The 11,705-nt window shown below is 73.1% G+C and carries 9 protein-coding genes; 5 read left to right on the forward strand and 4 right to left on the reverse strand.

Features of this window, described 5'->3' with window-relative positions:
* Positions 1-58: 58 nt before the first annotated feature.
* Positions 59-1,126, reverse strand: coding sequence for a hypothetical protein (locus tag BMY88_RS20055; protein WP_091947936.1), 1,068 nt, complete (start codon positions 1,124-1,126; stop codon positions 59-61).
* Positions 1,127-1,206: 80 nt separating this feature from the next.
* On the reverse strand, positions 1,207-1,587 hold the full coding sequence (locus BMY88_RS20060; protein ID WP_170861208.1) for a VanZ family protein: 381 nt from the start codon (positions 1,585-1,587) through the stop codon (positions 1,207-1,209).
* Positions 1,588-1,703: 116 nt separating this feature from the next.
* Between BMY88_RS20060 and BMY88_RS24890 the strand changes: the two genes are divergently transcribed.
* From BMY88_RS24890 to nrfD, 4 genes are all read left to right on the forward strand, one after another.
* Entirely contained in the window at positions 1,704-2,276 is a 573-nt protein-coding gene (locus tag BMY88_RS24890; RefSeq protein ID WP_091947942.1) for a dehydrogenase, read from the forward strand.
* A gap of 12 nt (positions 2,277-2,288) precedes the next feature.
* Positions 2,289-5,003 (forward strand): formate dehydrogenase, encoded by a 2,715-nt coding sequence (gene fdh, locus BMY88_RS20070; RefSeq protein ID WP_091947945.1) that lies wholly within the window; start codon positions 2,289-2,291, stop codon positions 5,001-5,003.
* Positions 5,004-5,135: 132 nt separating this feature from the next.
* On the forward strand, positions 5,136-6,146 hold the full coding sequence (locus BMY88_RS20075; RefSeq protein WP_091948089.1) for a 4Fe-4S dicluster domain-containing protein: 1,011 nt from the start codon (positions 5,136-5,138) through the stop codon (positions 6,144-6,146).
* A 49-nt stretch (positions 6,147-6,195) separates the two neighbouring features.
* Positions 6,196-7,236: an NrfD/PsrC family molybdoenzyme membrane anchor subunit gene (gene nrfD / locus BMY88_RS20080; protein WP_091947948.1), complete on the forward strand. Its 1,041-nt coding sequence runs from the start codon at positions 6,196-6,198 to the stop codon at positions 7,234-7,236.
* Between the two features lie 60 nt (positions 7,237-7,296).
* On the opposite strand, the gene BMY88_RS20085 is transcribed toward nrfD, so the two are convergent.
* A complete protein-coding gene (locus BMY88_RS20085) occupies positions 7,297-8,277 on the reverse strand; it encodes a GDP-mannose 4,6-dehydratase (protein ID WP_091947951.1) in 981 nt (326 codons plus the stop codon).
* 17 nt (positions 8,278-8,294) lie between these two features.
* A complete protein-coding gene (gene gmd, locus BMY88_RS20090; RefSeq protein WP_091947955.1) occupies positions 8,295-9,275 on the reverse strand; it encodes a GDP-mannose 4,6-dehydratase in 981 nt (326 codons plus the stop codon).
* A 192-nt stretch (positions 9,276-9,467) separates the two neighbouring features.
* On the opposite strand from gmd, the gene BMY88_RS20095 reads away from it, so the two are divergent.
* Entirely contained in the window at positions 9,468-11,660 is a 2,193-nt protein-coding gene (locus tag BMY88_RS20095) for an acyltransferase family protein (RefSeq protein WP_091947958.1), read from the forward strand.
* The last annotated feature ends 45 nt before the right edge of the window (positions 11,661-11,705 follow it).

Here is an 11,705-nt window from a genome sequence, read left to right on the forward strand (position 1 = left end):
GCACCACCGACCAGATCATCGGGGTTTCCCCTGGTTCGGGGACGGGGCCGCCCCCGATTCAGTCGGCCTGGGGACCCAGCAGGTCGACGCAGCCGCCCGGGACCTCGTGGTCGACCCGGCCGGCGCAGCTGGCGCCGAACCACTCGTAGAAGTCGTCGACCGGGGTGTTCCAGTAGAGCTCGTCGCAGGAGTTCATGTCGCCCTCGGCGCAGTCGCGCGCCTGGGCGTCGAACTCGGCGTCGTAGAGGTGGCTGGACGCCGGCGGCGCGGGCAGGGCCCGCCCGTCCCGGTAGTAGCGCTCACCCCACGGGCTGTCCCCGGCGTAGGTGCCGCTGCCCCCTGCCCCCGCGGCGTAGGGGTCGAGCAGGAAGGGGACGCCGTCGCCCGTTCCGCGCAAGGGGACGACGACGAGGGCGACGACCGCCAGCGCCGCGGCCGGGACGGCGACCGCGGCCAGCACGCCCGGAGGAGCTCCCGCGCGGCGCGGTGGCACCCACCGGCCCCGCACCGGCGACCACACCGGCGCGGTGGCCGGCGGCGCGGCAGCGTCCAGCCACGCCCGCACCGGGAGGCGGGCGAGCAGCACGAGGCGGACCGCGGGAGCGGCGGCGAGGGCGAGCCCCGCCAGCAGGACGCCGACCGCGCCTCCGCCCGACCGGTCGGCGGCGAGCGCGGCGACCGCCGCGAGCGTCAGCACGGCGAGCAGCCCGAGCTCGGCCCAGGTGGCGGCGGTCAGCCACCGCGGGGCCGCGCCCCGGAGCAGGCCCAGGCCGCCGATCACCAGCAGCGCGGCCACCGCGGTGAGCGCCAGCACGGCGAGGACGGTGCCGGTGCCCGCGTCGACGTCGTCCGCCGTGCCGAGCACGACGACCCAGCCGAGCGCGCCGGACGCGAGCAGGCCGCCCTCGGTCAGCGCGAGGGCGGCGGCCGCGGTACCCGGTGCGGGGCGCCCGTCCGCCGGGGCGGGGGCGGCCGGTGCCGGGGCGGGGGCGAAGCCGGGGTAGCCGTATCCGTAGCCGCCGTCCTCACCCCGGACGAGGGTCGGCAGGGGCGGCGACACGACCTCGTACTCGACGTCGTCCGGGCCGAACGGAGCGGGCCGGTACGGGCCGTACGGGTCGGTCATCGGTGGTACACCCCGCTCTCGCGCGACGGCCGGGGTGCCGTCCCGCCCGCCAGCGTGCGTCGCCGCCGGGGAACGGTCAATCAGCTCCGGCGCGGTAGTACCCGGTCGAGGGTCCAGCTGAGCCCGACGCCCAGCGCGGCGCCGAGTCCGTTGGTCACGAGGTCGCGGAACGTGGCGTCGCGGCCGGGCAGCACGTACTGGTACAGCTCGACCGCGGCGGAGGCGGCGACGCACAGCCCCCACATCAGCCACCGCGGGACGGCCGGGAACGACAGGCAGAGCAGGAACCCGATCGGTACGAAGAGGGCGACGTTGGCCAGGGCCTCGATGGCCTGCGGCGAGAGCGCGCCGTCGAACGCGCGGATACCGGAGGCGAACAGCCGCCCCGGCTTCGGACCCAGGGTGATCGAGGCGCCGGCCAGCAGGTAGACCGCGAGCGCGATCCGGGCCGCCCTCGTCACGCCGCGACGGTATCCGCCCGGCGCCACGGTCCGGGGCACCCGCGCGGGTGATCTGTCGCTCGGAAGGCCGTGCGTTCGGGCAGCCGGATCCCGCGGGCGGTGGCAGCATCGACGGGGTGAAGACCTGGCTCGACGCCTGGCCGGTGTTCCGGCAGCTCACCGGTCCCGATCCGCTCGGCCGGGGCCGGGCCGCGCGCAGCAGGGGGACCGAGGCGGTGGTCAGCCGCACCGCGACCGCCGACCGGGTGGCGGCCAGCGTGTGCCCCTACTGCGCCGTCGGCTGCGCGCAGAAGGTGTACGTCGAGAACGAGCGGATCACCCAGATCGAGGGCGATCCGGACTCGCCGATCAGCCGCGGCCGGCTGTGCCCCAAGGGCAGCGCGAGCAAGCAGCTGGTGACCAGCCCGACCCGGGTCACGAAGGTCCGCTACCGCCGTCCGTACGGCACGGAGTGGGAGGACCTGGACCTCGACACGGCGATGGAGATGATCGCCGACCGCGTGCTGGAGGCGCGGCGCAAGGGGTGGCAGGAGGTCGACGGGCCGCCGGAGAACCGGCACCGCGTCAACCGCACCATGGGCGTAGCGAGCCTCGGAGGGGCGACCCTCGACAACGAGGAGAACTACCTCATGAAGAAGCTCTACAGCGCCCTGGGCGCGATCCAGATCGAGAACCAGGCGCGCATATAGCACTCCTCCACGGTGCCCGGTCTGGGTGCCTCGTTCGGTCGTGGCGGTGCCACGAACTTCCTGGAGGACCTGGCGAACTCCGACTGCATCGTCATCGAGGGTTCGAACATGGCCGAGTGCCACCCGGTGGGCTTCCAGTGGGTGATGGAGGCCAAGGCGCGCGGCGCGAAGGTCGTGCACATCGACCCCCGGTTCACCCGGACCAGCGCGGTCGCCGACCTGCACGTGCCGCTGCGCGTCGGCACCGACATCGCCTTCCTCGGCGGGCTGATCCGCTACGTGCTGGACAACGACCTGTACTTCCGCGAGTACGTCGTCGCCTACACCAACGCCGCGGCGATCGTGGGTGAGGAGTTCGTCGACACCGAGGATCTCGGCGGGCTGTTCTCCGGCTTCGACCCGGAGACCCGCACCTACGACGAGGCGAGCTGGTCCTACGAGCCGAGCGGGCAGGACTCCCGCACCGACGACCCCGGCGAGGCCGCGGAGCAGGAGCGATCCGAGCAGCACCCCGACGTCAAGCACTCCGACCGGGCACAGGCGGCCGGCAGCGGCGGCCCGCCGATCCCCAGCAAGCCGCACCGCGACGAGACCCTCGAGCACCCGCGCACGGTGTTCCAGATCCTCAAGCGGCACTTCGCCCGCTACACCCCGGAGATGGTCGCCGAGGTGTGCGGCATCGAACCCGAGGTGTTCGAGCAGGTCGCCCGCTGGGTCACCGAGAACAGCAACCGCGACCGGACGACGGCGTGGGTCTACTCGGTCGGCTGGACCCAGCACAGCGTCGGCGCGCAGTACATCCGCACCGCGTCGATCCTGCAGACCCTGCTGGGCAACATCGGCCGGCCCGGCGGCGGGATCATGGCGCTGCGCGGGCACGCGAGCATCCAGGGCTCCACCGACGTCCCGACGCTGTTCAACCTGCTGCCGGGCTACCTGCCGATGCCGCACGCCATGCAGCACCAGACGCTCGACGAGTACTGCGCCGACGCGGCCGGCAAGGGCGGGTTCTGGGGCAACAAGCGCGCCTACACGGTCAGCCTCCTCAAGGCCTGGTTCGGCGACGCCGCGCAGCCGGAGAACGACTTCCGGTTCGACTGGATCCCCAAGATCAACGGTGACCACAGCTCCTACCGGACGATCGCCGACATGATCGAGGGGAAGGTGCACGGCTACTTCCTCGTCGGCGAGAACCCGACCGTCGGGCACCCCAACGGGCGGATGAACCGCTTCGGCCTGGCCAACCTGGACTGGCTCGTCGTCCGCGACCTGCAGATGATCGAGTCGGCGACCTTCTGGAACGAGTCGCCGGAGATCGAGACCGGGGAGCTCGCGCCGGAGACGATCGGCACCGAGGTGTTCTTCCTACCCGCCGCCTCGCACGTGGAGAAGGAGGGCACGTTCACCCAGACGCAGCGGCTGCTGCAGTGGCGGCAGAAGGCCGTCGAGCCGCCGGGGGACGCCCGCAGCGACCTGTGGTTCTACTTCCACCTCGGGCGGATCCTGCGCTCCCGGCTGGCGGACTCGACCGACCCCCGCGACCAGGCGCTGCTGCACATGACCTGGGACTACCCGGTGCACGGGGAGACCCGGGACCCCGACGCCGAGGCGGTGCTGCGCGAGATCAACGGCACCGGCCCCGACGGGCGGGCGCTGTCGACCTACGTGGACATGGCCGACGACGGCTCCACCTCCGGCGGCTGCTGGATCTACACCGGGGTCTTCGCCGACGAGGTCAACCAGGCGGCCCGCCGCACGCCGGCCCGCGAGCCGGGGGCCGTCGCCTCCGAGTGGGGCTGGGCGTGGCCGCTCAACCGCCGGATGCTCTACAACCGCGCGTCGGCCGATCCCGAGGGCAGGCCGTGGAGCGAGCGGAAGAAGTACGTGTACTGGGACTCCGCCGCCGGGGAGTGGACCGGCGCGGACGTGCCGGACGTCGAGAGGACCAAGCGGCCGGACTACGTGCCGCCGGAGGGCGCCAGCGCGCAGGACGCGCTGGCCGGCACCGATCCGTTCGTCATGCAGGGCGACGGCAAGGCGTGGTTGTACGCGCCGGCCGGGCTGGTCGACGGGCCGCTGCCGACGCACTACGAGCCGGTGGAGTCCGTCGTCGAGAACGCCCTCTACGCCCAGCAGGCGAGCCCGACGGTGGAGCGCATCGAGGGGCCGTGGAACCGGGAGAACCCGTCGATGAGCGAGGTCTTCCCGTTCCAGGTGACCACCTACCGGCTGACCGAGCACCACACCGCCGGCGGGATGAGCCGCACGCTGCCCTACCTGGCGGAGCTGCAGCCGGAGTTCTTCGTCGAGGTCAGCCCGGAGCTGGCCGCGCTGCGCGGGCTGACCCACGGCGACTACGCGACGCTGGTCAGCACCCGGACGGCGATCGAGGCGAAGGTGCTGGTCACCGAGCGGGTCCGGCCGATCCGGCTGCGCGGCGGGCAGGTCGTGCACCAGATCGGCATGCCCTACCACTGGGCCTACAGCGGGCTGTCCACCGGCGACTCGGCCAACGACCTGCTGGGGATCGCGCTCGACGCGAACACCCACATCCAGGAGGACAAGGTCAGCACCGCCGACATCGTCCCCGGCCGGCGCCCGCGCGGGCCGGAACTGCTGGAGTTCGTGGAGTCCTACCGGCGGCGGGCCGGCGTGGGCTCGGGGCGGGTCGGGGTGAACGGCCGCGCGCCGGTCGCGGAGGGGGACGGCGATGATCAGGTCACCTGATCCCGGCGCTACCTCCCTCACGGTGCGCGGCGAGGGAGGACGCGCTGCGGTGAGGGAGGACGGCGCCCGGTGCGACGGCGCCCCGTGGCGCGGCGCCACGAGCGGGACCACGACCCCGGGAGGGAGGCCGGCATGACCTCGATCAGCTCGGCGAGCCCGGCCTTCACCGGCAAGGACCCGCACAACCGCCTCTTCGGCCCGCTGCCCGACGTCACGGCCGAGGCCGGCTACGACGAGGACCACCCGGCGCGCGTCGGGTTCTTCACCGACACCTCGGTGTGCATCGGCTGCAAGGCCTGCGAGGTCGCCTGCAAGGAGTGGAACACGCTCCCGATGGACGACTCGCACGGCACCCGCGACGTCATCGGCCTGTCGGGGATGTCCTACGACAACACCGGCCAGCTGGGCGCGAACAGCTGGCGGCACGTGGCCTTCATCGAGCAGGTGCGCACGGTCGACCTGCCGATGCCTACCGTCGGGCGGCCCGGCGACGACCCCCGGGGCAGCGTGCTCAACGCCGAGGCGCTCACCGAGTTCGACCCGCAGACCGGGCAGAGCGGCACCGACAAGCAGGTCCGCTGGCTGATGTCGTCGGACGTCTGCAAGCACTGCACGCACGCCGGCTGCCTCGACGTCTGCCCGACCGGAGCGCTCTTCCGCTCCGAGTTCGGCACGGTCGTCGTCCAGGGCGACATCTGCAACGGTTGCGGCTACTGCGTCTCCGCCTGCCCGTACGGCGTGATCAACCGCCGGGAGGACGACGGCCGGGTCTTCAAGTGCACGATGTGCTACGACCGGCTCACCGACGGGCTGATGCCGGCCTGCGCCACCGCCTGCCCCACCCAGTCGATCCAGTTCGGCGACCTCGACGAGCTCCAGGCCCGCGCCGACGCCCGCCTGGCCACGCTCAAGGAGCAGGGCGTGGAGACCGCGCGGCTCTACGGCCGGGACGAGGACGACGGGGTCGGCGGCAACGGCGCCTTCTTCCTGCTGCTCGACGAGCCCGAGGTGTACGGCCTGCCCCCGGATCCGGTCGTGACCACCCGCGACCTGCCGGCGATGTGGAAGGCCGCGGGCAAGGCGGCGCTGATGATCGTGGGTGTCGCCGCGACCGCGGTGTTCGGCTCGAGGCGCCCCCGATGACGGAGCGGGTGTGCACTTCCGCGGACGTGCACGAAGGGGAGGGGGCGCGGTGACCGAGGGGATCGCGACCCCGGGAGGCGGCTGGCGGCGGGCCGACGGCGGTCAGGCCGCGCAGCCCCGGACGAAGCGCCGCAAGGGTGGACGGCGGGGCGGCCGCGGCGAGATCGCCATGGTGGACGACGTCGAGTTCACCTCCTACTACGGGCGGCCGATCCTCAAGGCCCCGGTGTGGAAGTCCCCCGACGTCCCGCTGTACCTGTTCCTCGGCGGCGCGGCGGGGTCGTCGTCCATCCTGGCGGCCCTGGCCGACGTCACCGGGCGCCCGGCGCTCACCCGGGTGGGCCGCTACGTCTCCGGCGGCGGCGCGCTGGCCTCGGTCGTCTTCCTCATCCACGACCTCGGCCGCCCGGCGCGGTTCCTGCACATGCTGCGGGTGTTCAAGCCGACCTCGCCGCTGTCGGTGGGCACCTACATCCTCGCGCCGTTCAGCGCCGCGGCCTCGACGACCGCGGCCGTGGAGCTGCTGGGGTGGTTCCCGGGGCTGAAGCGCTTCGGCGGGGTGGTGGCCGCGCTGTTCGGCGGGCCGCTGGCGACCTACACCGGCGTCCTGCTGGCCAACACCGCCGTCCCGACCTGGCACGCGGCGCACACCCAGCTACCGTTCGTGTTCGGGGCCTCGGGCATGGCGGCCGGCGGCGGCCTCTGCATGGTGTTCACCCCGCTCGCCGAGTCCGAGCCGGCTCGGCGGATGGCGATCGCGGGAGCGGCGATCGAACTGGCCGTCGTCCGCCGGGTGGAGGGCAGCGACTCGATCGTCGCCGAGCCCTACCACCTGGGCCGGCCGGGCGTGCTGATGCGGGCGGCCAGGGCGTGCACCGCCTCGGGGCTGGGGCTGGCCCTGCTGGGCGGCCGCACCCGTGCCGGCGCCGTCGGCTCGGGGCTGCTGCTGGCGGCGGGCTCGCTGCTGACCCGGTTCGGCGTCTTCGAGGCGGGTGTGGCCAGCGCGAAGGACCCGAAGTACGTCGTCGTCCCGCAGCGGGAGCGGTTGGCGGCGCGGGCGCACGAGCACGCCTCGACGATCACCCGCTGACGGGCAATTCCGCGCTTCCGCACCGTGCAGAAGCGCGGAATCGCACGGGGGGCAGCCGGGTCAGGCGACCCCGCCGAGCTCCGCGACGTCGGTGTCCACCATCGCCTCGACCATCTCCCGGAAGCCGACCGTCGGCGCCCAGCCGAGCAACTCCCGCAGCCGGGTGGCGTCGCCGGTGAGCACGGCCGAGTCGGTGGGGCGCAGCAGCGCTGCGTCGGAGCTGACGTAGCGCTCCCAGTCGTCGATGCCGACCCGCGCGAACGCGGCCGCGACGAGGTCGGTGAGGCTGTGCGCCTCGCCGGTGGCGACGACGTAGTCGCGGGGCTCGTCGGCCTCCGCGGCCAGCAGCATCGCCCGGGTGTAGTCCGGCGCCCAGCCCCAGTCGCGGCAGACGTCGAGGTTGCCCAGCGTCAGGTCCCCCGCGCGGCCGGCGGCGATGGCCGCGACGCCGGCGGTGATGCGTCGGGTGACGAATCGGTGCGGACGCCGGGGTGACTCGTGGTTCAGCAGGATCAGCGAGCTGCAGTGCACTCCCTGCGTCCGGTACATGCCCACCATCTGGTGGCCCAGGGCCTTCGCGGCGCCGTACGGGTTGACCGGGCTCACCGGCGTGGTCTCGTCGATCGTGCCCCCGCCACCGGCGAAGCTCTCGCCGCTGGAGGCCTGGATGAACCGGATGGGGCGCTCGCCGCGGTTCTGCCGTCCGCGCAGGTACTCCAGGACGCCGATCACCGGCCGCGCGTTGGTGTCGAACGTCGTCATCGGGTCGGTCCAGGAGGCCGCGACGCTCGACAGCCCGCCCAGGTTGAACAGCCAGTCCGGGGCGACGTCGTCGATCACGCGGACGAGCGCGGTGACGTCGCGCAGGTCGGCGCGGTGCAGCCGCAGCCGCGAGCCGACGGCGGCCAGGTGCGGCAGCTCCCCGGCACGCGAGAGCTCGCCGCGGCAGACGCCGTGCACCTCGTGACCGGCAGCGACGAGCTGCTCGACCAGATAGCCGCCGTCCTGACCGGTCACGCCGGTCACCAGGGCGGTGCCCACGTCAGTCCGCCCCCACGTCAGGAGACCGACGCGCGCTGCTCCGCCACGTCGGCGTCGACCATCATGCGGATCATCTCCTCGAAGCCGACCTTGGGCTTCCAGCCGAGCTGCTCGCGGGCCTTGGTGGAGTCCCCGATCAGCAGGTCCACCTCGGCCGGCCGGAGCAGCTCGGGGTTGAGGGAGACGTAGGACGTCCAGTCGGCGATGCCGGCGTGCGCGAAGGCGACGTCCAGCAACTCGCGGATGGAGTGCGTCTCGCCCGTGCTGATGACGTAGTCGTCGGCGGTCTCCTGCTGCAGCATCAGCCACATCGCCTCGACGTAGTCGCCGGCGAAGCCCCAGTCGCGGCGGGCGTCGAGGTTGCCGAGCTCCAGGGTCTCCTGCAGGCCGAGCACGATGCGGGCGACCGCGCGGGTCACCTTGCGGGTCACGAACTCCGGCCCGCGGCGCGGCGACTCGTGGTTGAACAGGATCCCCGACGACGCGTGCATCCCGTAGGACTCGCGGTAGTTGATGGTCATGTAGTGGCCGTAGACCTTGGAGACGCCGTAGGGCGACCGCGGCCACAGCAGCGTCGACTCGCGCTGCGGCACCTCCTGGACCTTGCCGAACATCTCCGAGCTCGAGGCCTGGTAGAAGCGGACCCGGCCGGGGTCGTCGGCGCAGTACAGCCGGGTCGCCTCGAGCATGTTGAGCACGCCCATGCCGGTGACGTCGGAGGTCAGCCGCGCGTTCTCCCACGAGTAGGCGACGTAGGAGATGGCACCGAGGTTGTAGATCTCGTCCGGCCGGGCGGAGTGCACCGCGCGCAGCAGGCTGGAGAGGTCGGTGAGGTCGCCGTACAGCAGCTTCAGCCCGTCGATCCGGCGGACGACGTCGACCTTCGGGTTGTTCTGCCCGCGGACGAGGCCGTACACCTCATAGCCCTTGGCGAGCAGCAACTCGCTCAGGTACAGGCCGTCCTGGCCGGTGACACCGGTGATCAGGGCAGTGGGCATGCGGCACCTTCCGTCGATCGGCGCACGTCCGGCCGTGCGTCCCGAGGAGACTAGTGGGACAGGACGTGCACTCCCGCCCTCGGGCGGGGCCCGACACCCATCAGAGCGACGTGGCGCACGTCTCGCGTGGGTATCGTGCGAGGTCGCGCGACCGCAGCCGGCGTCCACTGGTACTCGGGGGTTCCCTCGCCGATGGCGACAGACACACGCGCGGCCCTTCCGGCCGCGGTGCCGTCGGGTCCCCCCGCGTCCGCGTTACCGCGCGACGGGGCCTCCCACGTCCGCGGGGACATCGAGGGGCTGCGGGCGGTCGCCGTCCTCCTGGTGATCGGCGACCACCTGCTGGGCTGGCCGCACGGCGGCTTCGTCGGCGTCGACGTCTTCTTCGTGATCTCCGGCTTCCTGATCACCGGGCTGCTGCTGCGGGAGCACCGCACCTCGGGGCGGATCTCGTTCGTCGACTTCTACAAGCGCCGCATCCGGCGGATCCTCCCGGCGTCGCTGCTGGTGCTCGTCGCCACCGTGGTCGCCGCGCACGCCGTCTTCTTCGGCAGCCGGGCGCGCACCACCTCCGACGACGCGCTGTGGTCGCTGCTGTTCGCCGGCAACTGGCGGTTCGCCCTCAACGGGACCGACTACCTGCAGGCCGGTGGCCCGCTCTCGCCGCTGCAGCACTACTGGTCGCTCGCGGTCGAGGAGCAGTTCTACGTCGTCTGGCCCGTCGTCCTGGCGGTGGTCCTGGGCATCGCGGGGTGGCGCCGCAAGCACGGCCCCAAGGGCCTGGTGGGGATCGCCGTCGTCGCGGTCGGAGTCGTCGTCGGCGGGTACGCGTGGGCGCTGCACGAGACGACCACCGACCCGACGTGGGCCTACTTCTCCACGTTCTCCCGCGCGTGGGAGCTCGGGTTGGGCGCGCTGCTGGCCGTGGCGGTGCCCGCGGTCGCCCGCATCCCCGCACGGCTGCGCCCGCTGCTCGGCTGGGTGGGGCTGGCCGGGATCGTCGCCAGCGCGTTCGTCATCGGCCCGGACACGCCGTTCCCCGCGCCCGGCGCCCTGCTGCCCGTGCTCAGCACCGGCCTCGTGATCGCCGCCGGCACGGGCGGTCCGTCGCACGTCCTCGCGCTCGACAACCCGCTCGCCCGCTACCTCGGCGCGCTGTCCTACTCGCTGTACCTCTGGCACTTCCCGGCGATCGTCGTGCTGGCGGTGCTGCTGCCGGTCGACGGCACCTACTACGCGCTGGTGGCCGCCCTCACCGTGGTGGTCTCGATGGCCAGCTACCACCTGGTCGAGCAGCCGATCCGCCGGTCGGACTGGCTGCGGCCCGGGGTGGTGCGCAAGCGGGAGCGCCGCGTCGCGCTGATCGGCGGCTGGGTGGCCACCGCGGCGGCCGCGGCGCTGACCGTCGTCCTCGTCGTCCTCCCGGCGACCGGGTCGGGCTGGCCGTGGGCGTCGGCGAGCGAGCCGGCGGCGGCACCCCCGCCCGTCTCGGTCGACGATCCGCTGCCGGCCGCGCCGTCGGTGGACCACGCCGCCGTCCTGGCGGGCGAGATCTCGGCCGCCGTCACGACGCCGGAGTGGCCCGAGCTCGTGCCGGGGCTGGACTCCACGTCGGAGGAGGTCTACGTCCCGGAGTGGGTGGTGGACGACTGCCTCAACATCCGGTCCGCGGCCGACGCCGCCGGCTGCGTGTACGGCGATCCGGCCGCCGAGCGGACCGCCGTCCTGCTCGGTGACTCCGTCAGCATCAGTTGGATGCCGGGCATCCGGCGCGCGCTGGAGTCCGATGGCTGGCAGATCCGGGTGCTCACGCTCGGCCAGTGCCCGCAGGCGATGGTGCCGACGGAGATGGACCGCGGCGACCCGGCGTTCCCCGAGTACTGCTCGGCGCACCAGGAGTGGGCGCTGGCGCAGGTGCAGGAGCTCCGGCCGGACCTCGTGATCATGTCCTCGGCGGCCAACTCGATCGGGCGGATGGTCTCCGAGGCCGAGGGGGACGCGGCGCTGGCCGAGTGGCGCGACGGGCTCATCGCGACGATGACCGCGCTCGACGGTTTGCAGGCGCGGTTCGTGCTGCTCGGTTCCCCGCCGCCGGGGTTGAACATCCAGACGTGCGCGACGCGCTTCAACACCCCGCAGGACTGCCTGAGCACGATCGCCGACGACGTGACCGACTTCCTCGAGAACGAGGCCGACACCGTCCGGGCGTTCCGGGGCACGACGCTGCAGGCCAGCTACGTGGACACCCGGTCGTGGTTCTGCGACGCGCAGGAGCAGTGCCCGCTGTTCGTCGGGACGACGCCGGTGTTCGCCGACGGCACCCACATGACGGCCGCGTACTCCGCGCGGCTGGCCCCGGTGCTCGCGCCCGTGCTGGCGGGGTAGGCGCGAGTCCTCGCCCCTTGTTGATCATCGGCAGGTGGTCGCCCG

This window comes from Trujillonella endophytica, assembly GCF_900110555.1.
Taxonomy (GTDB): Bacteria; Actinomycetota; Actinomycetes; order Mycobacteriales; family Geodermatophilaceae; genus Trujillonella; species Trujillonella endophytica.

Bases quoted from the DNA above. Each gene is read 5' to 3' on its own strand.
- BMY88_RS20095 (WP_091947958.1), top strand. From the start codon at position 9,468: ATGGCGACAGACACACGCGCGGCCCTTCCGGCCGCGGTGCCGTCGGGT.
- BMY88_RS20075 (WP_091948089.1), top strand. From the start codon at position 5,136: ATGACCTCGATCAGCTCGGCGAGCCCGGCCTTCACCGGCAAGGACCCG.
- BMY88_RS20055 (WP_091947936.1), bottom strand. From the start codon at position 1,126: ATGACCGACCCGTACGGCCCGTACCGGCCCGCTCCGTTCGGCCCGGAC.
- gmd (WP_091947955.1), bottom strand. From the start codon at position 9,275: ATGCCCACTGCCCTGATCACCGGTGTCACCGGCCAGGACGGCCTGTAC.